The organism is Xenorhabdus sp. PB30.3 (genome assembly GCF_963895965.1).
Lineage (GTDB): Bacteria > Pseudomonadota > Gammaproteobacteria > Enterobacterales > Enterobacteriaceae > Xenorhabdus > Xenorhabdus stockiae.
Window position 1 is genome coordinate 1 of the sequence record NZ_CAWQMW010000170.1, and the last position, 23,283, is coordinate 23,283.

The following is a 23,283-nucleotide window of genomic DNA, read 5'->3' on the forward strand; positions in this document are numbered from 1 at the left end:
GTTTCTAACCTTAGAAAGCTTCTTTAAAATTCAAAAATATGCCAAATAATGGCGATTTGTTTATAAAAAATTATATTATTGGATTTTATATATTAATTTAATTTAAATTCAATATGTTATGAATATAAAAATAACAAACTTAACGTTTTAAGGCCTGTTCATTATTCCTCATATGAGAAGAACGGAGTGCTGTTTTGCTCAATGACGAGGAAAAGCAGTTGCAAGAAGCAAGGTAATAACAAAATAGAGAAACGTGGTTTGCATCATGGAAGAGTATACCTTGCCTCAGTAAAGGTTCTGTTTTTTACAAGACGTTAATAAAAAAGGTTATTTCATCAAAAAAACAAGGCGCATGTCGGAAAACAAAACGGCGAATCAGGTGTAACAATAGGCATACCATGAACGATGGTAAATCCGTCAGGGTATTTCCTATGTCGTGCACAATGACGAAGGAAAACTGAGTCATTTTTAAGCTCCAGGGCAATTATCCTTGATAACGCCATAACTTACTGATTTAAAGATGAAAGGATAAGATATGGAAGAAGATGCAAACCTATTAGTCGGGCAAAGAATTCAACAGAAAAGGAAAGAGTTAGGGATCACGGCAACTGCCTTAGCGAAACAAATTGGTATCAGCCAGCAACAGCTTTCGCGTTATGAAAGAGGAACCAATCGAATCAATATTACTCATCTGGTTGCCATCTGTCTGGAATTGGAAACTCATATTTCCTGGTTCTTTGAAGACTGTTTTGAAGAAGAAAGCAAGGAAGGCATTGTTAATAAACTTGATACTCAATATATTCCCATTGCTGAAACAATTATAGGAAAAAATGGTTGTTAAATGGGGAATAACCCGCCGTCAGAAGCCTGCCAGCCCGCTCTAAACTGAAAAATATGTGGGCTTCTGACCCTACTGGGTACTTATTCCCTTTCTTAATCCTCACCTTCTTTTTTTATGTGCACAAGCTATGTGCCAAACCGATGCAATGTTACGAGCCAATACATGCAGATTATCGGTACTGTCAGCTAAAGCATCAGCGAGAGTGCAAACTTCGGGGATAATAGAAAATACAGCGGTCAGCCCATGTTGATGGACAACATCATAATCTTTACTCATTCCCCCCACTAATGCGATAACAGGTATACCGAATTTGTTGGCTATGCGTGCAACACCAATAGGTGTTTTTCCATATATAGTCTGGCTGTCCATATGCCCTTCGCCAGTAATAACCAAGTCTGCGCCCTGAATTGCGTTTTCCAGCTTCAGAGTATCAAGCACAATTTCAACACCCGACTGTAATTTTGCGTTCAAACAGCCAAGTAAAGAGGCTCCCATACCTCCGGCAGCACCAGCTCCGGCCGCATCAAGCACATCAATTCCTGTTACTGTTTTAATTTTCATCCCGTAATGGAGCAAAGCTGAATCCAGTATATTAATCATTTCTGGTGTTGCTCCTTTTTGTGGGCCAAATACCGCAGATGCGCCTGATTCACCACATAGAGGGTTAGTGACATCACAGGCGACTGTAATTTCTAACTGACTGAGACGAGGATCAAGGTTTGTGAGATTAATACTCTCCAAGCGTGTTAGCGCAACTCCGCCAAAGGGTAAAGGACGGTTATCGCCATCCGTTAAATTTGCCCCAAGTGCCTGCATCATTCCTGCACCACCGTCATTAGTTGCGCTACCACCAATACCTAAAATCAGCTTTTCGATACCATGCTCAAGGGCCGCCAGAATTAGCTCCCCCGTACCATAACTTGTTGTTATAAGAGGATTACGCTGTGCCAGTGGCACCAGATGCAGGCCTGAAGCGGCAGCCATTTCAATCACTGCGGTTTTGCCATCACCCAGTAATCCCCAAAAAGCCTCAACAGATTGCCCCAGAGGATCAGTGACTGTACATGTGAATCTTTTTCCTCCTGTCGCAGCCACCATTGATTCTACCGTGCCTTCTCCACCATCAGCCATTGGCAACTTGATGTAATCGGCCTGAGGAATAATTTCCCTAAACCCCCGCTCTATCACTTCCGCTACCTGCATTGCACTTAAACTTTCCTTAAATGAATCAGGAGCAATGACAATTTTCATAATAATTTATCTCTCCTTCAATTTATCTAACCCGCAAAACCAAAGACGCCGAAGATTAAGGTTGAGATAAAGGCGATAGTTAAGCCCACCAGCGTTTCATATGGCAATAACTTCAGGCGTTCGTGTAACTGCATATATACACTGCCTCCTGTCGCATGGAAAAAACTGCCGTGTGGCAGCTGATCCAGTACAATAGCCCCTGCATGTAACATCGCAGCTCCTGCTAATGCACTGATGCCTAAATCGAGTAGCGTAGGTGCAAAGACCGCCGAAGCAACGGCTGTACCCGCTGTCGTGGATGCCGTTGTCATGGACATTAAAGCCCCTGAAACCGGAGCCAGTAAATAGGCTGGCAGACCTGATGCTGTTATCCCGTGGATCAATATTTCTTTCAGTTCAGAATTAGCGATGATGCCTGCCAGTGTCCCCGTCCCTAATAGCATGATAGCTATAGGCGACATGCGGCTCAGCCCTGAGAGAATAAAGCGATTTGATTGACGCCAGTGCCCCATAATAATAGCACCAGCCAATCCTCCTACGGGTAATGCTATTAAAGGGTCTATAGTGATATCAGCAACTGGACGCAAAGCCAGCAAAAAGATGGCAATGGCAGGAGCCGAAATTGCAGCCATAAAAGAGGGAAGAGATTCTTGTGCGGTCATTGTCAGCTCTTCGCTTCTGACCTTATATCCCCGCGTTATCACTCTTCCTGAAAGATAGTAAGCCATTACTAACCCGAATAGCCCGGGGAGAATACCTGCGACCATCAACGATGTTAAAGGTACATGAAAAGCTTCTGATGCAGCAATCGTATTTGGATTGGGAGACATGACGTTTCCGGCTTTACCTCCGCCAATCATGGCAAGTAAGATAGACATCTTTGATAAATCAGCCCGATGGGCGATTGCCAAAGCAATCGGTGCAACGGTAATGATTGCAACATCAATAAATACACCAACGGCTGTCAACAACATTGTTGCGATTGCTAAAGCCAATAAGACCCGTTTGCCGCCAGCCTTACGTACAATAGTTTCAGCTATGGTACTGGCTGCACCAGATTCAATCAGCACACCAGCCAGAACACCCGCTGCCAATATACGTAAAACAGCATTGGTCATCCCTTGTGCCCCTGTGACCATCAAATTGACGGTCTGTATCAGATCTGCACCCCCGATCAAACCGCCAACCAGCGCACCGGCCATCATGCCATAAACAGGAGAAACTTTTCTTAATATCAGAACGATAGAAACAAACAATGCAGCAATAGCACCAATAGCAGAAACAGTCGTCATCTTGTCATTATCCTCAATGACTTCATTATTAGCTGAAGCCGAAAGATTACTGTGCGCATAACTCATTTATATAAATAACGCGCATAAAAAAAGCGATAACTAAATTATCGCCTTTTAATCTGCTATTGCATGCGTTCAGCATAAATATATATCGTTCATGCTCAGCTAGCTGTGTGTAAATTACGCTTCAATCGCCATTCGTAACTTTTTCATGGCGTTTTTTTCCAGCTGACGAACCCGTTCAGCGGATACACCGTATTTATCTGCCAGTTCCTGCAAAGTCGATTTGTTGTCATCATCCAGCCAACGGGAACGGATAATATCCTGACTACGTTCATCCAGTTTTTCCATTGCTACAGTAAGTTTATCCGCAGCATGGTTTTCCCAATTGTCTTCTTCAATGCCATCTGCAAAATCAGACGCTTTATCCTGCAAATACAGTACCGGAGCTGGCGGGCTGTCACTGTCGTCATCAGATGGCATATCAAATGCCATATCCTGCGCCGACATACGAGACTCCATCTCCAGAACATCTTTGCTGGTCACTCCTAATTCTTTGGCAACCAAATCAACTTCATCCTGACTGAACCAGCCTAAACGCTGTTTAGCCTTGCGCAAATTGAAGAATAACTTACGCTGCGCTTTTGTCGTTGCAACTTTCACAATACGCCAGTTACGCAGTACGTATTCATGGATTTCTGCCTTAATCCAGTGAACAGCAAAAGACACCAGGCGTACGCCCACTTCCGGATTAAATCGACGAACCGCTTTCATCAGGCCGATATTGCCTTCCTGAATTAGATCCGCCTGCGGCAAACCATAACCAGCATAACTGCGAGCAACATGAACAACGAAGCGCAGGTGAGACAGAATCAGCTGTTTTGCTGCATCCAGATCTCCCTGGTAATGCAGCCTTTCTGCCAGTTCCTTCTCTTCTTCTGCAGAGAGCATAGGATAAGCATTGGAAGCACGGATGTACCCTTCCAAACTACCTTGCGGAACTAATGCCAAAGTTTGCATTTCTTTTGTCATTCAAATTCTCTCAAACTAAATTAGTGGTCTTTTAAACTTTCCTGAATAAACCTATTAGATTTTTTCAGGCCAAAGATGAGTCTATTTTACCATCGTGAGGATCACATTCAAATTATCTGCATTGTATGCCCACACAGACAAAGTATACAAAACAATAACAGTTTCTTCGACTATGATTAAGCCCAAAAGTTCACCATAAGTCCAACAAAAGTGTTCTATTCAGGCCTGAAACGACGCAAATGCTGGACAGTCGCAAACCATGCTGCAATCCAACCAATCATACCTGAAATCAGTACCAGTAATAGTGATTCATCCCAACCCAGGCCGTATAACTTAAAAGTAGTGCCGAAAACGCTGGCAACTTCAGTGACAACGCTGGAAAGTTTCCAGACTAGCAGGTACGAAAGAAGCAGCGAAAGGATCGCTCCCAGAATTCCCAGTAATGCCCCTCCATTGAGAAAAGGCCGAAGGATAAACCCATCCGTTGCCCCTATCAGTTTCATGACATTAATCGTTTCACGACGGCTGAAAATACTTAAACGCACACTGTTACCAATCACCAGAAGCAGAGCAACGACCATCAGTCCCCCTATTACCGCAGCAATCCGGCCAATAAGGTCAGCCAGTGCCGTCAGCCGGGCAAACCAGCCATCATCCATTCTGACTTCTTCGATACCTTTTAGCTGTGCAACACGGTCACGTAATGTCGTCAGTGCCTGTGAATTCTGAAAATCCAGTTTAGGGGAGACAATCGCTACCGCTGGCAACGGATTTTCCTCCAGCATATCTAAGGCACTGGCAAACCCTGACCAGGCGCGAAATTCAGTCACGGCCTCCTCACGGGACAGATAGTTCACTGACTTCACGCCATCCATTGCTTTTAGCTCTTCAATCAGCTGGTTAGAGCTGATGTCATTCAGTGATTTATCCAGATACACCGTGAGTTGTGGTACGGGATACCATTGTTCCACAGCCTGATTAACGTTTTTCCAGACGATGTAAAATACACTCGGTAATGTCAGAGAGATAGCTATCACCATGATGGTGAGCAAAGTTGCCAGTGGCTGGAATAACATATCAGACAGAGTGCTTTTCCATGCATAACGTGACTGTACGCGCCATCCCCCTTTCAGCGATTTGGAGCGGGATTTGGGAGAAATCGTTTTCTTCGTTGAATGACGGGCAGGCTTAGCCATGATGCTCTCCTTGCATACGTCCCTGATTCAGGGTCAGAATACGATAATTCCTGCGCTCAATAAGAGCGGTGTCATGCGTCGCCATAAGAACCGTCGTACCGACCCGGTTGAATTGTTCAAACAAGCGCATAATACCCTCAGATAGTTCACCATCCAGATTCCCCGTCGGCTCATCCGCAAGCAGGACGGTGGGTTTATTCACAACAGCGCGGGCAATACCAACACGCTGTTGTTCCCCACCGGAGAGCTGAATCGGGAAATTTTTCGCTTTGTCCAGTAGGCCAACCTTATCCAGCGCCGCTGATACCCGCCGACGAATATCTTCAGTACTGGCGCCTGAGATAATCAATGGCATTGCGACATTATCGTACACAGTGCGATCCAACAGTAGATGATGATCCTGAAAAATCATACCGATCTGACGGCGTAAGAATGGGATCTCACGGGTTTTCAATCGGCTGACATCATGCCCGCCAAACCAGATATAACCGGCACTCGGGCGCTCTATGCCACAAATAAGTTTCAGAAGCGTACTTTTACCCGCTCCTGAATGACCGGTTAAAAATGCCATTTCTCCCGGACGAAGGTGGAAATCCACCCCTTGTAGTGCCTGCCGTCCTCCCAGATAGGCTTTACTGACCTGTTCAAAGCGAATCATTGATAGTTAATCCTCCCGGGTAAAAAGAGCCTCTATAAAATCGTCAGCCTTAAATGGACGGAGATCCTCAATACCTTCCCCCACACCAATATAGCGGATCGGAATTTCGAATTGGTCCGCAATAGCGAAGATCACGCCACCTTTTGCAGTTCCATCCAACTTGGTCAGTGAAATACCGGTCAAACCAACTGCTTCATGGAATAGTTTAGCCTGACTGACTGCATTTTGACCTGTGCTGGCATCCAAAGTCAGCATAATTTCATGCGGAGCTTCTTCATCCAGCTTTTTCATTACTCGCACGATTTTTTTCAGCTCTTCCATCAAATGCGCTTTATTCTGTAAACGTCCTGCGGTATCTGCAATCAGGACATCAACACCTTTTGCTTTAGCTGACTGAATAGCATCAAAAATGACGGAAGCCGGATCGGCACCGGTATGCTGTGCAACTACCGGGATTTTGTTACGCTCACCCCAAACCTGCAATTGTTCCACCGCAGCTGCGCGGAAAGTGTCACCCGCAGCCAGCATGACGGTTTTACCCTGTGACTGGTATTGGCGAGCCAATTTACCAATTGTCGTCGTTTTACCAACACCATTCACACCAACCATCAAAATGACATAAGGTGATTTACCCTCAACCTCCAGTGGCTTATCAACCTTAGCCAGAATACCTGACATTTCTTCTTTTAGTTTTATGTATAACGCTTCCGCATCTTTCAATTCTTTACGGCTGGCGTGAGTTGTCAAATTGTTAATGATCTTGCGAGTTGTTTCGACACCAACATCAGCAATCAGTAACTGTTCTTCCAGTTCTTCAAATAGATCATCATCAATTTTCTTACCACGGAATAATCCTAAAAATCCGGCACCCAAATTCTGGCGGGTTTTTACCAGACTTTTTTTCAGACGAGCAAAAAAACCTTCTTTAGTCGGACGTTCCTGCTCTTTAGGTAAGGAGGCCTGTTCTTCAGCCTGACGCGCCGCTTCTTCAGCTAAACGCTGTTGCTCCGCTTCTGCCGCCGCCTGACGCGCTGCTTCTTCCGCTAAACGCTGCTGTTCCGCTTCTGCTGCCGCCTGACGCGCTGCTTCTTCCGCTAAACGCTGCTGTTCTGCTTCTGCCGCCGCCTGACGCGCCGCTTCTTCAGACAAACGCTGTTGTTCCGCTTCTGCCGCCGCCTGATGAGCTGCTTCTTCCGCTAAACGCTGCTGTTCCGCTTCTGCCGCCGCCTGACGCGCCGCTTCTTCCGCTAAACGCTGTTGTTCCGCTTCTGCCGCCGCCTGACGCGCCGCTTCTTCCGCTAAACGCTGTTGCTCCGCTTCTGCCGCCGCCTGACGCGCCGCTTCTTCCGCTAAACGCTGTTGTTCCGCTTCTGCTGCCGCCTGACGGGCTGCTTCTTCGGCTAAGCGTTGCTGTTCCGCTTCTGCTGCTGCCTGACGCGCCGCTTCTTCAGCCAAACGCTGTTGTTCCGCTTCTGCTGCTACCTGACGTGCCGCTTCTTCCGCTAAACGTTGTTGTTCCGCTTCTGCCGCTGCCAGCTTTTCTTGTTCAATTTGTTCTTCTTGTTGCTTCTTTTCCTGACGACCAAGTCCGAACCAAGAGAAGAAACCTCTTTTTTTTTCTTTTGCCATCGGCCACTACACTCCTCGCGGTTAATTATGGCGTTATAACAACCTACACCAGAAACTGACTGGAATTACCTTTATTTCAGGCCATCAGTTCTTATCGGGATAAGTCAAGAACTCAGACCAATAGACGCTATACTCTTCATATTTCAAGTTGCCTCTTTGTTGTCTGTGACATAAATTGAAATCTGTTAGGTCTCTATTTTAACAATTACGCCTACAGAGATAGGTTCTAATGGTGATAAAATCCAGTCTAACATTTTCATCTCACCACAACACATATTCTATTGAGGATTTCGTGGTAAATTAATCAATGGGTTTCCTGATCCTCGTATTTTTATTCACCATCAAGGCCTGATAAGCAGTAGATAATATTACGGCGATGACAAATAATTAATTTATGTAACTATGACTAAAAAACCACAGCGCTCGTCTTTAGGGCAAATTCGTATTATTGGCGGAAAATGGCGCGGAAGAAAATTACCGGTTCCTGATAGTGAGGGGCTGCGTCCGACAACCGATCGTGTCCGAGAAACTCTGTTCAACTGGTTAATGCCCGTCATTCAGGGGGCTGATTGTCTGGATTGTTTTTCCGGCAGCGGAGCACTCGGATTTGAAGCGTTATCACGTTATGCAAACAGTGCCACTTTGATTGAGTACGATCGTAATGTAGCAAAACAGCTATCGAATAATTTAGCGCTACTGAAGGCAGACAACGTAAAAGTGATACAAAACAATACGCTACAACATCTGAATCAGGCCGGAACGCCCTTTGATATCATTTTCCTTGACCCACCATTTCGAAAAGGAATGCTGGAAGAGACCATCAACTTGCTGGAAACTAACGGATGGCTGGCTAAGGAAAGCTGGATTTATGTCGAAGCAGAATCTGAATCTGCCGCGACAGCAGTCCCTGCAAACTGGCACTTACACCGGGAAAAGATTGCCGGTCAGGTTGCATACAGGTTATATATTCGCCGCCAGTAAATGACGGTCTGGCTATTTAAATACAATTCTGGAGTCAATGATGTTTATCCAATTGGGAAGAGCAATTATGGTTTGTGTCTGGGGGATTATGATCCTAAATCTGGTTCAACCCTTCCCTAAGCCATTAAAGTATTTTATGGATATCGCTATGGTTTTTACCGTAGTCATGCATGCTTTCCAACTTTTGTTGTTAAAACACTCTCAGCCGAAAGACCAAAAACTTTCTGGCTGGTTGCAAACTAAGATCTTCTTTTTCGGGGTATTTGAGTTATTGTCATGGCAGAAGAAAACCCGGCTGGAAAAAAAATAATACCTTCATATTCCCGATAAATAGCAAGTAGTACTGAACAGCAACTCCCCAGCCATATAAGCAACAATGTGACTGGGGCAGAAACCGCAAAAAGTGGCCTTCCCGTTTATACGCCAAACTTACGCCACACGATTACTCATTGACGTACATTCCTTTTGATAATAAAACGTTACCTTCTCGTTAATATAAAATTAAAGTTGGTACTCTCGCTTTATCCCCATCATAAACAGCAATTCCTGATAAAACAGGCGCTGAACATTTAAGGAAAGGAAAAATATGAGTTGGCCATTTCTTGCTGTGTTCTTCTCTGGATGGTTATATATTGATGCCGCCTATCGTGGTATCAAATGGCAGCAATGGGTGTTCTATCCGGTCACGATGCTGCTTCTGCTATTATGGGCATTTCAGGCTCCAAACCTTGAAGCTTCAGGTTATCTGATTATTGCAGGCCTTATCACCGCCCTGCTTTCTGACTCACTCCGAATGCTCCCCAGTAAGTATTTACTATTCTCATTCGTCGCGCTATTTCTGAGTTATTTGCTCTATACCATCAGCTTCGCCCTGCATATGAGTTTCCATTTATTCTTTCCACTGCCATTAATTCTATTGGTAGTAGGTATTGTGGTGATGCTGGTTATCTGGAGCCGTCTGGATCAATTACGCTGGCGGGTGCTGGATACCTGGGTTATGGTTCTCATCATGGTTTGGGTTGCCGGAGAACAATATTTTGCACTCGGTAATGAAAGCCGCCTCTCAGCTATGGTCGGAGCAATTCTGTTACTTCTTGCGCACAGCATCAGCATGATTAGCCAATACCGTTTTCCTTTTAAACTATCAAAAGCAATCGTAGCCTCCTGCCGTTTTATCGGGCATTTTTTGATTATCCGTTCACTGATTATTTAAATCATTGCTTTATTCTCATCCTAAGTGAGGGGTTGATATCAACCCCTCACTTCAATGCCCAGATATTCTTGCCATTTCTTCCAATTACAATGCTGTCAGCTACTTTGCAAACCCCGTCGGTAATAGCACAATTCATCAAAATAATTGCTTTTTTCATTTGACTCTGGAGTGAACTCCAAAGTGTAGAGTTAATGGTAATCAACCTGAATAAACATCATTGAGAGGCCATTATGTTCTCTATTTCCAAAAAACATAAACAATCGCAGCGTGGCTCTATCTCGTTCCCAAAAAGGGCCTTGCAGGGTTCTTCCAGCATAAGAAATGAAAGTAAGCAATCACGTACACGTGATACAAAACCTCAACATTCCCATGATCATGCCCACTCCCATAATAAAAGCCATTCGCATGATCATCATGGCGGAAATTGCTCGCATACTCACGCACGCCCTGTACAGGATACAGTCCCCGCTGAACTGACCGCCAGACAGCGTTTTAACTGGATGATTCAGGGTATGGATTGCCCAAGTTGTGCAGGCAAAATCGAAAATGCAGTGAAAAGACTGGATAAAGTTAAACAGGTCAAGGTGTTATTCGCAACCGAAAAGCTGGTTGTAGATGCAGATTCAGATATTCGGGCTGATGTCGTCAAGGCGGTAAAGCAAGCGGGTTTTGAAATCAAAGAAACCGATTCAACATCTAAACTGCCACCAGCAACCAGCCTCTGGAAAACATTCTCTCCGATCCTCCTTCTTGCGGTATTGATGACCGCTAGTGGGGTCATCGCTAAAATGAGTGCTCCTGCCGGAAAAATTGCCTTCATCATAACGGTTCTGATTGGGTTATATCCTATCGCGGTCAAAGCCATCAGGTTGTTCCGTTCCGGCTCTTTCTTTGCCATTGAAACATTAATGACTGTAGCGGCTATCGGTGCATTGTTCATCAACGCTACTTCAGAAGCCGCAATGGTGATTTTACTGTTCAAGTTAGGCGAAATCTTAGAAGGTTATGCCGCAGGTCGTACTCGAAGAGGTGTCAGCGCTCTGATGGCTCTGGTTCCCGAACAGGCACTACTTGTAAAAGATGGCATCAAGAAAAAGATTTCTGCCGCTGACCTGCGTCCGGGAGACATTATTGAAATCGCTCCGGGTGCTCGTTTGCCTACAGATGCCGAACTTCTTAATCCGTTTGCCAGTTTCGATGAAAGTGCTCTGACGGGAGAATCTGTCCCTGTTGAACGCCAGCAAGGGGAAAAAGTCGCAGCCGGTTGCCTTTCGATTGATAGATCAGTTCAAATGCAGGTTGTTTCTGAACCGGGACACAACGCCATTGACCGTATCCTACAGTTAATTGAAGAAGCTGAAGAACGCCGTGCTCCGATTGAGCGCTTTATCGATAAATTCAGCCGTATCTATATGCCGCTGATTATCCTGCTCTCAGCACTTGTTATCGTGATACCTCCCCTGTTTTTCGCCGAACCGTGGGATATGTGGATCTATCGTGGCCTGACCCTGCTATTGATTGGCTGCCCTTGTGCTCTGGTTATTTCAACGCCTGCTGCGATTACTTCCGCACTCGCCGCTGCCACTCGCCGTGGTGCACTCATCAAAGGTGGAGCAGCCTTAGAGCAACTCGGCAGCATCACCACGATTGCACTGGATAAAACCGGTACACTGACTGAAGGAAAGCCTCAGGTTACGAATGTTGAACCCGTGGAAAATATCAGTGTGGAAATGTTGCTGGCATTAGCAGGTTCGGTAGAAAGTGGATCTCATCATCCACTGGCAAAAGCCATTCTTAATGAAGCAGAAAATAAAGGTATAACGGTTGTCGAAGCCGAGAACCGTAAAGCTCTTGCCGGTATTGGGATTGAAGGTCAGTTATCAGGGCAGAAGATACTGGTTTCTGCTCCCGGGCGGCTTTCTGAAAATGTTTTATCACCACAATGGAAACAACGGGTTATTGAACTGGAAGACAGCGGTAAAACAACCGTTGCCATTGTTCAGGATGGGCAGTTTATTGGCCTGATTGCCATGCAGGATACTTTGCGTCAGGATGCCATTGAAGCTATCCAGTCCCTGAAGCGTCAAGGCGTCAATGCAGTGATGCTAACGGGCGATAACCCCCGGGCAGCGGCAGCTATTGCAGGCCAGCTGGATATTGATTATCGGGCAGGATTGCTACCGGAAGACAAAGTCTCTGCGGTTATGCAGCTTAATGAAAAACACAAAACGATGATGGTCGGTGATGGCATTAACGATGCACCGGCGATGAAAGCATCAAGTATTGGGGTTGCGATGGGAAGTGGTACGGATGTTGCGCTGGAAACAGCTGATGCCGCACTAACTCATAACCGGCTGACTGGTCTGGCGGAAATTATTACTCTATCACGGGCAACACACTACAATATTCGTCAGAATATCACTATCGCATTAGGCTTGAAGGCTATCTTCCTTATCACCAGCTTATTGGGGATTACAGGATTGTGGATGGCAGTGTTAGCGGATTCAGGTGCTACAGCACTGGTGACAGCGAATGCTATCCGTCTGCTGCGCATCAAAAACAAGGGACAATAAATAACCTCTCTGCATGAATACGCCCTCACTCAAATATGAGTGGGGGATATATAATTAACTCAGAAATACTTTGAAAGTTCATGAAATAGTTTATAAGAAACTTTCTAATTATTTTTATTCTTCCCTCTTATCATTTCATTTTTAATCTACCTGGATTCACAACTTGTTTATTAAAAATCACACTTCTTTTTTCGTCACAAAAATAAAGACAGCGAACCAATCAGGTATATTTCACGCCCATTCATCCATACCCGCCCGGTGGTTGTGGCCAAACCACCGGACTATTAATGATTGAACAATACTCTCCAGATTACTGGCAAATATTTTGTGTATGTATCAAGATTTATTATAAAAAAACGCCGGAATACAGATTATTCCTTTAATACTCTCATTTGATTGCAACTTAATGTAATCAAAAAATTATCAGCATCCTTTTCTAAAAGACATCCTTTACCCAAAGAGTATTATAATAGCCATGTAGGCTTTCAGGCTGTTATTGATAAAATGTTTAACAGACCAATAATAGATAAAACAAATTGAAAAGGTGCTAAGGCGCACCTTTTCAAAATAAGACTACAGTTACTCAAGATTGCTATTAAGACAAAAGGAAATATGGCACTTAGTGAGGTGATAAGATTTCCAAGTCCCACATTGATAAGCTTAGCACGGGTTTATATTTCTACCAGTTTATTAAGCAATCTTTTAATTTTTTTTGATTAGATACCGATAAGGCGTTTCCGCTGTCTCATGAGCAAGCAGAGTATGTTCCATAAAACGACAAAAGCCGGGAATATCACGAGTCGTCGCCGGATCATCCGCAACGATCAATAAAGTCTGTCCGACATCCATGTGACGGACCGTTTTACGCACCATCATGACCGGCTCCGGGCAGCGTAATCCCTGTGTATCAAGTATTTTATCAGGGTTGGCAAAAACATCAGACATAACAATCTCTGTAGGTTCAAACAATCTATAGCGGTGGATTATATTACATATTCACCTCAATCACCGCATTTTGAAACCCATTGAGTATATTACTCAACCCGCGTATGATGCTTCTCTCCTGATAATTCAGGGAAATTTGTTTCTGGGTTCCCTCACCCCATCCAGCAAAAAGGTACAATATGTTTCAACTTACTCAGCAGCAGAAAGCTTCGGCTTTAATCTGGCTTTCGCTGTTTCATATTCTGATCATTACTTCCAGTAACTATCTGGTGCAACTGCCCATTTCTATTTTTGGTTTTCACACCACCTGGGGAGCATTCACCTTTCCCTTTATCTTTCTGGCAACAGATTTGACCGTACGTATTTACGGTGCGCCATTAGCACGCCGGATAATTATGACGGTCATGCTTCCGGCTCTGATTATCTCTTACTTCATCTCTGCGCTATTTTTTCAGGGATCGTGGCAGGGTTTTGCGGCTTTAGGAACGTTTAATCTGTTTGTTGCCCGCATTGCAGCAGCAAGTTTTATGGCTTATGTTCTCGGTCAGATATTAGATGTCGGCGTGTTCAACCGCCTGCGTCAGAACCAGCATTGGTGGATGGCACCGGCAGCGGCCATGTTTTTCGGTAATATGCTTGATACTCTTGCCTTTTTCTTTATCGCTTTTTATCGCAGCAGCGATGCCTTTATGGCAACCCACTGGGTAGAAATCGCGTTAGTGGATTATGCATTTAAGCTGTTTATTTGTATGCTTTTCTTCCTGCCAGCTTATGGCATTTTACTGAACCTTATCCTGAAATTCTTTTTCTCTCACTCATCAGATAAGGCACTGGCACAAACCCGCTAAAACGACATTGCGCCCTGAGCTAATCAGGGTGCAGATCGCCTTTCAGCTTTTCCTCACAAATCGCGCATTTCCTGCTTTTACAGATAACCTACGGGTATGTTTTGTCGTATAGTGTTGACGGACAGGCAAACACACACTTTTATTCGAAACGACTGATAACCTGTCACATACCGATGCTATTAACAGGTTATGTTGAGTTTCCAGTGAAGAAGGAATATTTCTTATGCTGAAAGTTATCCAGTCTCCATCCAAATATATCCAAGGGCCGGATGCGATATCCTGCATTGGCTACTATACGAAAATACTTGCTGACCATGTTTTTGTTATTGCTGATAATTTTGTATTCAATCTTATCGGGGATACAGTCAGTAAGAGCCTGAAACAAAATGAAGTCACCAGCCATTTTGAAGTCTTCAACGGCGAGTGCAGCCGTAAAGAAATAGAACGCCTGTCAGCCATCCTACTCACTAATCAATGTCAGGCCGTAATTGGAATTGGTGGAGGAAAAACGCTTGATACCGCAAAAGCTGTAGCACACGAATCAAAATTACCCATTCTTGTCTCTCCGACTCTGGCCTCGACTGATGCACCAACCAGTGCGCTTTCCGTTCTGTATACAGAATTGGGGGAATTTGATAGCTATCTGTTCTACCCTAAAAATCCCGATATTGTGTTAGTGGACACGAAAATTATTGCAAAATCACCTGTCCGGCTGTTTGTTGCTGGTATGGGAGATGCACTGGCTACCTACTTTGAGGCGAGGGCCAGCAGTACAGCTCATAATCCGACTATGGCAGGAGGAACAACTTCTCTGGCCGGGCTGGCACTGGCTAAATTGTGTTACGACACATTATTGTCAGAAGGCTATAAAGCAAAACTGGCGGTAGAAGCCGGAGTGACAACGCCTGCGGTTGAAAATATTGTTGAAGCAAATACCTATCTCAGCGGAATTGGTTTTGAAAGCGCGGGGCTTGCCGCTGCACACGCCATCCATAATGGGTTTACCATACTGGAAGAGTGTCACCACCTGTATCATGGTGAAAAAGTCGCATTTGGTACGCTGACACAACTCATATTAGAAAATAGCCCCAGTGAAGAACTAGAAACCGTACTCGACTTTTGTGTACAAGTTGGCCTTCCAATTACGCTGGAACAGCTTGGCCTGCGCGATAGTGAAAATTTGCATCAGAAAATTATGCAGGTCGCTAAAGTAAGCTGTGCAGAAGGGGAAACTATTCACAATATGCCATTTACCGTCACTCCAGAGCAGGTCTATGCCGCAATTCTGGCAGCAGATCAGATGGGAAAAGACTGGCTATACTAATTTAATCTCAGCGTCATTTTTGCGGTTTCAGGGCGGGAACCCTCGCCCTATTTGGTCACGCCATTAACATGATGGATAACATAACGAGTGCTTCGCCCTCCCGCTTCTGTTTTTTCCAGATACCCTAATTCTGTCAGGTAGATTAGATGTCGGGTGGCTGTAGCCCTGCTCACTTTAGCTACTTTCTGATATTGACTGCTGTTAATTCCCTGAGAGAAATCGCCGTCTAACATTCTGTTCAGTACCTTAACTTGCTCTTCATTGAGCTGGCTCTGATCAACACGACGCCAAAACCGGGTTTTCTTCACGGTTCCATCAATTTGTTTCAATTTAACAATCAGAGTGTTATTCAGGGTTTGTAGAAACCATCTCATCCAGCCCGTAATATCCAACCCACCACGCTGAGTCTGTTCCAGCATTTCATAATATTGTTTCCTGCTTTCGCAGATACTCACAGACATCGCATAAAGCCGGATTGATCGGCTTTCTGCCTGCGCCAGTGCCAGATCAGTCAGAAAACGGGTTATACGACCATTACCATCTTCCAGTGGATGCAGGGTAACAAACCACAGATGCACAATCGCAGCCCGCAAAATAGGATCAAGATTAGGGTCATAATAGGAACGGTTAAACCATGTGATAAACGCTGCAACCTCTTGCTCCAGCCGTTCGGCTGGCGGAGCCGAAAAGTGGACAACGGGCTTGTCTATTCTGCCCGACACAACTTCGATACCGCCATGTCGCAATTGCCCACCACTGATGGGATTAATTAACCGATAACCAACAGGAAACATCCACTCATGCCACTGCAAAATACGTTCAAGAGTTAACGGTTCTTGATATTTCTCTACGACTTCAAACGCGATTCGTGCGATGCCATCAGATTGTTCACTGATTGGATACGGGGTTTCCTCACTGATACCCAGATGATTCGCCAGCGAAGAACGTACTGATGCTACGTTTAGTTTTTCTCCTTCTATCTCACAGGAATAGAGAATACTGGCTAAGAGGTTATCCAGCGTTGCTTGCTCAGTATTTTCAGTCGCAGATAAACCGAGTAACAACCCCTGATTAAAATTAATCTCACGTAGAATGGAGATCAATTCACGTTCATTCCATTGGAAATCAGGCCAATCTTTCTGTTCCCATATCCACATGACCATTCACCTCATGATATCAATCAGTTGGTCATTCTACTCACTAAATGAGGCAAATAACAACACTATTCGCCTCATAAAATGAGGCAAATAATCGTTCTAATTGCCTCATTAGTTGGAAAATAGGTTAATTCAGTCCAGTGCTCGTGCCAGTAAACTAATCGGATGTTCGCATTTTTTGCTGGTAGACATCTCTATCTGCCATTTACAGGTTTCACAATCGGTGATCACCAAATCAACGCCACTTTCTTCAATTTGCCGGAAAAGGCCAGCTCCAATCCCCTGAGATACTTCATAATTTTCTTTTTTGAAACCATAAGTTCCGGCAATACCACAACACTGAGAGTCCAGAATAATTAATTCAATACCCGGAATACGCTTTATTAACTCAATCGAATAGGCTGCCCAGCCCATTTTTTCCATATGACATGGCGTATGGTAAGCCACTTTCAGGGGCATCGGTTTCAAAGGCAGATCACGCCCCTGATCCAGCAACCGATAAATATAGCGGGTTGCCAGCTCAATATGATCACGTACCGGGCGAGTATCTACGCCCAAAATATGCGGATATTCATCACGTAAGGTAAAAGTACAGCTGGATGACGTTGTTACAACGGGAATTTGTCGCTCAATTACACTTTCTGTTAGTGAATGCAGATTAGCTTTCGCCTGACGTTTCGCCCGATCCATAAAGCCATTGGCGATCAACGGCACGCCACAACATTTTTCCCGCGTCAGTAACTGGACACCAATCCCCATTCCATTAAAGACTTTCAATAAATCCTTACCCAGTTGTGGATGGTTATAATTGACGAAACAACCATGAAAATAGGCAACCTGTTCTATAAACTGCTGTTGGATGGATGCCTGTTTGTGATACCAGCCCCGAAACGTACCGAAAGAGTATTTTGGTAATTCACGCCGGTGATCAATCCTGAGTGTTTTATCCAGCAGATGGCGCACTGGTTTCAGGCTGGTCACTGAGTTGACGATGGGAGCAAGCGGAGTGGAAAGAGTGCCCATCATATCGGTATGGCTGAGAATGACATCCCGCAATTTAGGGCGCTGTGAGTGATAATCTGCTTTTGCCCGCAGGATAATATCACCGATTTTTACATCAGACGGACATGCAACTTCACAGCGCTTGCAGTTAGTACAGTATTTCAGCGCTTCATCATATAAAGCAGGATCTTTTAAACGCAGACGCTCTCCATCCGGGCCGGCCTGTTTTGGCCCGGGATAGCCCGGATTAGCTTTAACCACCGGACAATGGGTAGTACAGACAGTGCATTTAATACAGCTTTCAAAACTGTTATCCCTTATGTTCATTGTGCAATCTCCGGTATCCGCTGTTTTGTGACTCGTTGCCCGGTGATGATTTGTTCAGCAACAAATAAGGCACTCAATAAAGAAACCCCGGAACCACAGCCTTCAAACAATGGATCATATCCCCCCAGCACAGAACCGGCAGCATACAGGTTTTTCACCACCTGACCTGATTTTAATGGCCGTAAATATTCATCCGTGGTGACACCAAATTTAAGATAAGGCTGAGGAGCAAAAACATTTTGTCGCGTCCATTGTTCACGTGAGGAGTACGCCAGCAGATCTAAATCAAGTAAGGGTTCATAAACCCGGTTAAACTTGGCTTTCAGCCCATTACTGAAAAAACTACCGGTTGCCAGAATCACGTGAGAAGCCCGCAGCGGGATATCACCATGATTACGGGTATACAAACCAGTAATATGGTTCTCTGCCATTTCCACACCATTGACCCTATCGCCCGTCATTATCACTCCACCAAAATGACGGAACCGAGCACGCAACATCTGATCCACCCGGATCCCCAACAAGGAAGGAGGTAATGTCGGTAACAAATAGACCGGCTTTTTCACCTGCATCTGCAATGCCTGCACAACTTGGTCTGTTTCCAGACCAATACAGGCAGGCAGGAACACAGCTTCATACCCCTGCGCCAGACGGCTGATTTCCTCCGCTATCAGAGTCAGATTTTCAGGCAGATCCAGTAAATGAGCGATATTAACGGAGCGAAATTCACTGGGGTTATCACGCAGTCTGTCGAGAAAAGGTAAGTGGATCTCCTGCGCACTGGCTTTCACTCCCTGCCTCTGTAGTGCACTGGCGACGATGCCGGGCTGAAAATCCAGAAATCCCGCAATGCCGATCACAACAACACTTTCCCATTTAAATGGCCGTTCCAGCTCACGAACCGGTACTCGCTCCGGACTTAGCCAAGTCATGCGCTGACGACCAACGGGCGTAACACGATAATGGTTTTGTGAAGCAGAGCCTGTCATAACCAGTCCGCTGTCCCTGATTAATTTTTCAGCCTGATAAGCCAGTGATACTACATTTTTTTCTCCTATCCGACTGTAAGGGTGATGCGGAGCCTGTCTGGTCAGTTCAGATAAGGCATGTAAGGGATGGGTGACTTCACCCCCATCAGGCAAACGGGCAAGAAAATCCATCGAACCAGAAGAGAAATAAAGAGAACTTTGGCCTGAACTGACTATCGCACAGGATTTACCTGCTTCTGCCAGCCGAATACCACTAGTCAGTCCCGCCAGCCCGCTTCCAATAATGACAGCATCAAATTTCATTGTCAGTCTCCGTTACTGGCTGGTTATCGGTATCATGGTCATCTAAACCGCACAGCCCTTGATAAACCCAGCTGGTGAACTCGCTTTCCCGTAACGCATCCCCCCAGACGACAGGGCGGATCCCTTTCCAGCGTTCATTCAGGAACTGTTTCAGTTGCTGCTCTGATTCCTGTTCTGTTATTACACCGAGACGATTAAGTAGCCCTGCCGCACGACAGGCACACAATTCTCCCTGACAGGTTCCCATGCCAACACGAGTACGACGGCGCAAGTCCAGTAGGTTAGTCACCGCCAAAGATTCCGTTGCATAACGTACTTCTCCCGCAGTTACCGCTTCACATTCACATACCAGACTTTTATCTGATCGTTCGGTACTCAGTAACTGGCTGGCTCGATCTCCATGACGATAAATGGCCGACTCACGAATGGGAGCGGAGAGAGTTACGGTGCTACAATGCGGTTTTTTACTATGTGGGCTTTTACTGTGTGACGTGTGCTGGCGTGTTTGTTCGGTGGAGTTCTCTGAGCCGGGCAATGGCTCCTGTGCTGTCGTACAATGCGCGGTAATATTAAGTTTCTCGCAAATCTTATCGGTTGCCCATTCAGCCATCAGGCGATATGTCATCAGTTTACCGCCAGTAATGGTTATAAATCCGTCCAGACCATCACGTTGGGTATGATCAAGCAGCACAATACCACGGCTGACGTTTCTGCCCGATGGATCATCCTCACTCGCGACTAAAGGGCGGACTCCCGCATAAGCCCGTAAGATACGGGTTTGTGCAAGTCGGGGGGATAATTTTGCTCCCTCCCGGATTAAGATATCGACCTCTTCCTTAGTCACAGACATGTTATCAATCTGATCGTATTCAATGCGGGAAGAAGTCGTGCCGATCAGCGAGATAGTGTCACCGGGTACGAGAATATCGGCATCTGCGGGTTTACGACAGCGGTTGATCACCATATTGTTAATGCGATGTCCTAAGATCAGCAACGATCCTTTGGCCGGCAGCATATGGACTCTGAGATCCGCATACTCGGCAATTTTCTGCCCCCAAATTCCACCAGCATTCACCACTATCGGCGCATAAATGTCATACAGGCACTTAGTGCGATGATCATAAACATGAACGCCGGTAATTTTATCCCCTTGCCTGATTAACCCCATGACTTCATGATACGTCAGTATTTGTGCGCCATGCTCTCTGGCATCCAGCATATTGGCCGCTGTCAGACGGAAAGGGTCAACCGTCCCATCTGGCACAATCACAGCGCCGATCAAATCCGGGTTAACTGCCGGTTCAAAACGTTTCGCTTCTTCAGGATCAATCGCCTGTGTATCAATTCCTGCCTTTTCACACGCAGCAATAAAAGTTTGCTGATATTTCAGTGAATCTTCCGGCAAGGTAATAAACAAACCGTGTGTTTTTTCAATGCAATGTCGGGCAATAGATTTGAGGATCCTGTTTTCTTTTATACACTCTTTTGCCGATTCGCTGTCTGTGACGGCATAGCGTGCACCGCTATGCAACAGACCATGATTGCGTCCGGTTGCACCGGTCGCAATATCATGCCGCTCTAATAAGATGCAGCGTAAGCGCCTGCGGGCGCAATCTCTTGCGATACCAGCACCTGTTGCGCCTCCACCAATAATAATGACATCAGTTTCTGTTACAGGAGAGCCATTCATCAGAGATGCTCCTTTCTTTCGCTTCTATGCCAGTCACATATCCGGTCAGTAAATCCGGTTGATGATAAAAATATATCCAAAATGGGTAGGAATTGTTTGATAAGGAACAAAAACGAACCTAAAACGCGTATTTTGGACGACAAAAAATTCAATATCGTGAGAAATATCACTATTTTTTGAGGGGTTTTTATGAGAAGTGGTTGATGTTTTGTGAAGAGAAACTGAGCGGCATGATGATTTGGTATTCTTGTTTTAGCTAAAAAACCGTTACTTTGAGAACACGATGCCGGGAACTATGTTACCTATCCCTTTGTGGAATAGATTATTTTTCTTTTTGTAATAAAATTATCGGCCCTGAACCTGTTTCACCTAAAATATCATTGGGATTGCGTAATGGGCATTCTGTCAGTGAAAGGCAGCCACAACCAATACAACCATCCAAATTATCACGCAACCGGGTTAATTTTGTTATGCGCTGCTCCAGCGAATCCCGCCAGTGCAAGGAAATTATTCGCCATTGTTCAGCTGTAAGTTTACTATTGGGGGGAAACTGACTGAGTATTTCCTGTATTTCTTTCAAAGGAATGCCTGTACTCTGTGCTACTTTAATAATTGCGATATAACGCAGCACAACCGCAGGAAAACGGCGCTGATTTCCCTGATTGCGTGAGCTTTTGATTAATCCTTTAGATTCATAAAAATGTACTGTCGCTACCGTTACTCCACTACGTTTTGCTACTTCTCCCACCGTTAATGCTCTATTTAAATTAATGGATCTGTTTTTTTTCATTGCTATGTAACCCGGGTTAACTTTCAGTTTTATGGAAAAAATCTAACGTTTCTGCCAATTGGTCAAATACCTCACCGTTTTTTCGTAAATTGGGCCAGAATTCCAATTTATTCATCGTGTCTCTAGTCATCGGTTAAGGCCATAATCTGATAATGACCAGTCGGCAGAAACTTAATTAAGCACATCAATTCTTCTTTCTTATTGATGTCACTATTCCGCCTTATAAACCAAGGAGAAAACATTATTAGAGTTCAGATTTTTTCTCCATTCACTTGGTGTTATACCAAAATGTTTTTTAAATGATCGGGAAAAAGATTGTTGTGAATCAAACTGATACTGTAATGCCACATTGTAAAGTGTATTTTTTGATGAACAAATAGAAATAGCTGCATTAGACAAACGTCGTTTGATTATATAGCTACCTAGAGTAGTTCCTGTTATATTTTTAAAAATTCGCTGCAAATGCCATTTACTATAACCAGACTTTTTAGCTACAATTTCAATGTTTAATTCATTCTCAATGTTTTTTTCAATCCAATAAACAAGATCTTCAATAACCTTCTCATTAATAATATTTTTCATGCTCTCAACCCATCATCAATAAGTTGTTTATTTTAAAACATATTATTATTCAGAAAATCTGAATTACCCAGTTAACAATTTATTATTCAAGTCTGAAAAAACCGGTTACTCACTACAACCAACACATTAAAATCTAAGTAACCGGGCTTGAATTTATGTAATGCTGAAAACAGCTATCTTTAAACAAAATTAAATCTAATAATTCAACACTCAAATATTGACCTATATGTAGGTTGTAATATCTATAGGTTATCATCAATATGTGATGAATAACTATTAGCTATCTATATATCTCAGCAGTTCCACTTAAATGATTCTGACCGGATGCAGAAATAATACGGAAATATTTTGCTCCCGCTTCGTCAGCCTTTTTGGATAATTGATCAGTGAGTGCTTCTAAAGTTTCCGCCCCTGTTACTGAAACAATACCTATCTTCTCTCCTGTAGCGGACTTGACCTCAACTGCGGCCATTGAACCAAATGAAATCGTGCTTAGTGCCAATAACGCGATAATATACTTTGAGGTTTTCATCGTATGATCCTATTTTATTTTTCAATTTACGAAAGTTCTGTGAAATATTTTATCAATTGGTAGCAGCATTGGATTCTTACTCTAGAACCTCAAGTTAACATGAGGTCAATAGGTATAGTAAAAAATAA

Annotated in this window: 21 protein-coding genes; 7 read left to right on the forward strand and 14 right to left on the reverse strand. The window is 44.4% G+C overall.

Annotation, left to right across the window (positions count from 1 at the left end; translation table 11 throughout):
- Window positions 1-535: 535 nt before the first annotated feature.
- Window positions 536-841, forward strand: a complete 306-nt coding sequence (locus AACX38_RS17580) for a helix-turn-helix domain-containing protein (RefSeq protein WP_099122784.1) — start codon at window positions 536-538, stop codon at window positions 839-841.
- 99 nt (window positions 842-940) lie between these two features.
- Here AACX38_RS17580 and AACX38_RS17585 read toward each other — a convergent pair whose 3' ends face one another.
- The 6 genes from AACX38_RS17585 to ftsY all read right to left on the reverse strand — a co-directional run bounded on the left by AACX38_RS17585 (window position 941) and on the right by ftsY (window position 7,899).
- Complete coding sequence (locus AACX38_RS17585) at window positions 941-2,092, reverse strand: glycerate kinase (RefSeq protein WP_228865057.1); 1,152 nt, start codon at window positions 2,090-2,092, stop codon at window positions 941-943.
- Window positions 2,093-2,118: 26 nt separating this feature from the next.
- Window positions 2,119-3,384 (reverse strand): GntP family permease, encoded by a 1,266-nt coding sequence (locus AACX38_RS17590; RefSeq protein WP_228865058.1) that lies wholly within the window; start codon window positions 3,382-3,384, stop codon window positions 2,119-2,121.
- A gap of 180 nt (window positions 3,385-3,564) precedes the next feature.
- A complete protein-coding gene (gene rpoH / locus AACX38_RS17595; protein WP_099122781.1) occupies window positions 3,565-4,416 on the reverse strand; it encodes an RNA polymerase sigma factor RpoH in 852 nt (283 codons plus the stop codon).
- 215 nt (window positions 4,417-4,631) lie between these two features.
- Complete coding sequence (gene ftsX / locus AACX38_RS17600) at window positions 4,632-5,612, reverse strand: permease-like cell division protein FtsX (protein ID WP_228865059.1); 981 nt, start codon at window positions 5,610-5,612, stop codon at window positions 4,632-4,634.
- Window positions 5,605-6,270: a cell division ATP-binding protein FtsE gene (gene ftsE / locus AACX38_RS17605; RefSeq protein WP_099109610.1), complete on the reverse strand. Its 666-nt coding sequence runs from the start codon at window positions 6,268-6,270 to the stop codon at window positions 5,605-5,607. Before ftsE ends, ftsX begins: the two co-directional genes overlap by 8 nt.
- 6 nt (window positions 6,271-6,276) lie before the next feature.
- The gene (gene ftsY / locus AACX38_RS17610; RefSeq protein ID WP_228865060.1) at window positions 6,277-7,899 is read right to left on the reverse strand and encodes a signal recognition particle-docking protein FtsY; all 1,623 of its coding nucleotides are present in this window, start codon (window positions 7,897-7,899) and stop codon (window positions 6,277-6,279) included.
- Window positions 7,900-8,301: 402 nt separating this feature from the next.
- Here ftsY and rsmD point away from each other — a divergent pair, with 402 nt between their 5' ends.
- The 4 genes from rsmD to AACX38_RS17630 all read left to right on the forward strand — a co-directional run bounded on the left by rsmD (window position 8,302) and on the right by AACX38_RS17630 (window position 12,666).
- Complete coding sequence (gene rsmD / locus AACX38_RS17615; protein ID WP_228865061.1) at window positions 8,302-8,880, forward strand: 16S rRNA (guanine(966)-N(2))-methyltransferase; 579 nt, start codon at window positions 8,302-8,304, stop codon at window positions 8,878-8,880.
- A gap of 40 nt (window positions 8,881-8,920) precedes the next feature.
- The gene (locus tag AACX38_RS17620; RefSeq protein ID WP_099122777.1) at window positions 8,921-9,190 is read left to right on the forward strand and encodes a DUF1145 family protein; all 270 of its coding nucleotides are present in this window, start codon (window positions 8,921-8,923) and stop codon (window positions 9,188-9,190) included.
- 276 nt (window positions 9,191-9,466) lie between these two features.
- Window positions 9,467-10,093 carry a lysoplasmalogenase gene (locus tag AACX38_RS17625; RefSeq protein ID WP_099109606.1) on the forward strand — a complete coding sequence of 209 codons (627 nt, stop codon included), beginning with the start codon at window positions 9,467-9,469 and terminating at the stop codon, window positions 10,091-10,093.
- A 230-nt stretch (window positions 10,094-10,323) separates the two neighbouring features.
- Entirely contained in the window at window positions 10,324-12,666 is a 2,343-nt protein-coding gene (locus tag AACX38_RS17630; RefSeq protein WP_228865062.1) for a zinc/cadmium/mercury/lead-transporting ATPase, read from the forward strand.
- 702 nt (window positions 12,667-13,368) lie between these two features.
- Here AACX38_RS17630 and tusA read toward each other — a convergent pair.
- A complete protein-coding gene (gene tusA, locus AACX38_RS17635; RefSeq protein WP_228865063.1) occupies window positions 13,369-13,611 on the reverse strand; it encodes a sulfurtransferase TusA in 243 nt (80 codons plus the stop codon).
- Between the two features lie 179 nt (window positions 13,612-13,790).
- On the opposite strand from tusA, the gene AACX38_RS17640 reads away from it, so the two are divergent.
- On the forward strand, window positions 13,791-14,459 hold the full coding sequence (locus tag AACX38_RS17640; RefSeq protein WP_228865064.1) for a 7-cyano-7-deazaguanine/7-aminomethyl-7-deazaguanine transporter: 669 nt from the start codon (window positions 13,791-13,793) through the stop codon (window positions 14,457-14,459).
- 223 nt (window positions 14,460-14,682) lie between these two features.
- Window positions 14,683-15,783, forward strand: a complete 1,101-nt coding sequence (locus AACX38_RS17645; RefSeq protein ID WP_228865065.1) for a glycerol dehydrogenase — start codon at window positions 14,683-14,685, stop codon at window positions 15,781-15,783.
- 47 nt (window positions 15,784-15,830) lie between these two features.
- Here AACX38_RS17645 and AACX38_RS17650 read toward each other — a convergent pair whose 3' ends face one another.
- The 7 genes from AACX38_RS17650 to bhsA form a co-directional block, all read right to left on the reverse strand.
- Complete coding sequence (locus tag AACX38_RS17650) at window positions 15,831-16,940, reverse strand: Fic family protein (RefSeq protein ID WP_228865066.1); 1,110 nt, start codon at window positions 16,938-16,940, stop codon at window positions 15,831-15,833.
- A gap of 132 nt (window positions 16,941-17,072) precedes the next feature.
- Window positions 17,073-18,269 carry an anaerobic glycerol-3-phosphate dehydrogenase subunit GlpC gene (glpC, locus tag AACX38_RS17655; RefSeq protein ID WP_228865067.1) on the reverse strand — a complete coding sequence of 399 codons (1,197 nt, stop codon included), beginning with the start codon at window positions 18,267-18,269 and terminating at the stop codon, window positions 17,073-17,075.
- Window positions 18,266-19,561, reverse strand: coding sequence for a glycerol-3-phosphate dehydrogenase subunit GlpB (gene glpB, locus AACX38_RS17660; protein ID WP_228865068.1), 1,296 nt, complete (start codon window positions 19,559-19,561; stop codon window positions 18,266-18,268). Before glpB ends, glpC begins: the two co-directional genes overlap by 4 nt.
- A complete protein-coding gene (gene glpA / locus AACX38_RS17665) occupies window positions 19,551-21,254 on the reverse strand; it encodes an anaerobic glycerol-3-phosphate dehydrogenase subunit A (protein ID WP_228865070.1) in 1,704 nt (567 codons plus the stop codon). Before glpA ends, glpB begins: the two co-directional genes overlap by 11 nt.
- Window positions 21,255-21,573: 319 nt before the next feature.
- Window positions 21,574-22,041, reverse strand: coding sequence for a redox-sensitive transcriptional activator SoxR (gene soxR / locus AACX38_RS17670; protein WP_099122770.1), 468 nt, complete (start codon window positions 22,039-22,041; stop codon window positions 21,574-21,576).
- A gap of 210 nt (window positions 22,042-22,251) precedes the next feature.
- Window positions 22,252-22,623 carry a helix-turn-helix domain-containing protein gene (locus AACX38_RS17675; protein WP_099122769.1) on the reverse strand — a complete coding sequence of 124 codons (372 nt, stop codon included), beginning with the start codon at window positions 22,621-22,623 and terminating at the stop codon, window positions 22,252-22,254.
- A gap of 280 nt (window positions 22,624-22,903) precedes the next feature.
- The gene (bhsA, locus tag AACX38_RS17680) at window positions 22,904-23,155 is read right to left on the reverse strand and encodes a multiple stress resistance protein BhsA (RefSeq protein WP_228865069.1); all 252 of its coding nucleotides are present in this window, start codon (window positions 23,153-23,155) and stop codon (window positions 22,904-22,906) included.
- Between the last annotated feature and the right edge of the window lie 128 nt (window positions 23,156-23,283).

What these genes read in the sequence shown, in the direction of transcription:
- AACX38_RS17645 (WP_228865065.1), top strand. Translation starts at nt 14,683, where the DNA reads ATGCTGAAAGTTATCCAGTCTCCATCCAAATATATCCAAGGGCCGGAT.
- rpoH (WP_099122781.1), bottom strand. Translation starts at nt 4,416, where the DNA reads ATGACAAAAGAAATGCAAACTTTGGCATTAGTTCCGCAAGGTAGTTTG.
- AACX38_RS17620 (WP_099122777.1), top strand. Translation starts at nt 8,921, where the DNA reads ATGTTTATCCAATTGGGAAGAGCAATTATGGTTTGTGTCTGGGGGATT.
- tusA (WP_228865063.1), bottom strand. Translation starts at nt 13,611, where the DNA reads ATGTCTGATGTTTTTGCCAACCCTGATAAAATACTTGATACACAGGGA.
- bhsA (WP_228865069.1), bottom strand. Translation starts at nt 23,155, where the DNA reads ATGAAAACCTCAAAGTATATTATCGCGTTATTGGCACTAAGCACGATT.
- glpC (WP_228865067.1), bottom strand. Translation starts at nt 18,269, where the DNA reads ATGAACATAAGGGATAACAGTTTTGAAAGCTGTATTAAATGCACTGTC.
- soxR (WP_099122770.1), bottom strand. Translation starts at nt 22,041, where the DNA reads ATGAAAAAAAACAGATCCATTAATTTAAATAGAGCATTAACGGTGGGA.
- AACX38_RS17625 (WP_099109606.1), top strand. Translation starts at nt 9,467, where the DNA reads ATGAGTTGGCCATTTCTTGCTGTGTTCTTCTCTGGATGGTTATATATT.
- ftsX (WP_228865059.1), bottom strand. Translation starts at nt 5,612, where the DNA reads ATGGCTAAGCCTGCCCGTCATTCAACGAAGAAAACGATTTCTCCCAAA.
- AACX38_RS17640 (WP_228865064.1), top strand. Translation starts at nt 13,791, where the DNA reads ATGTTTCAACTTACTCAGCAGCAGAAAGCTTCGGCTTTAATCTGGCTT.
- AACX38_RS17675 (WP_099122769.1), bottom strand. Translation starts at nt 22,623, where the DNA reads ATGAAAAATATTATTAATGAGAAGGTTATTGAAGATCTTGTTTATTGG.
- AACX38_RS17630 (WP_228865062.1), top strand. Translation starts at nt 10,324, where the DNA reads ATGTTCTCTATTTCCAAAAAACATAAACAATCGCAGCGTGGCTCTATC.
- ftsE (WP_099109610.1), bottom strand. Translation starts at nt 6,270, where the DNA reads ATGATTCGCTTTGAACAGGTCAGTAAAGCCTATCTGGGAGGACGGCAG.
- AACX38_RS17650 (WP_228865066.1), bottom strand. Translation starts at nt 16,940, where the DNA reads ATGTGGATATGGGAACAGAAAGATTGGCCTGATTTCCAATGGAATGAA.
- AACX38_RS17580 (WP_099122784.1), top strand. Translation starts at nt 536, where the DNA reads ATGGAAGAAGATGCAAACCTATTAGTCGGGCAAAGAATTCAACAGAAA.
- AACX38_RS17590 (WP_228865058.1), bottom strand. Translation starts at nt 3,384, where the DNA reads ATGACGACTGTTTCTGCTATTGGTGCTATTGCTGCATTGTTTGTTTCT.
- rsmD (WP_228865061.1), top strand. Translation starts at nt 8,302, where the DNA reads ATGACTAAAAAACCACAGCGCTCGTCTTTAGGGCAAATTCGTATTATT.
- ftsY (WP_228865060.1), bottom strand. Translation starts at nt 7,899, where the DNA reads ATGGCAAAAGAAAAAAAAAGAGGTTTCTTCTCTTGGTTCGGACTTGGT.
- AACX38_RS17585 (WP_228865057.1), bottom strand. Translation starts at nt 2,092, where the DNA reads ATGAAAATTGTCATTGCTCCTGATTCATTTAAGGAAAGTTTAAGTGCA.
- glpB (WP_228865068.1), bottom strand. Translation starts at nt 19,561, where the DNA reads ATGAAATTTGATGCTGTCATTATTGGAAGCGGGCTGGCGGGACTGACT.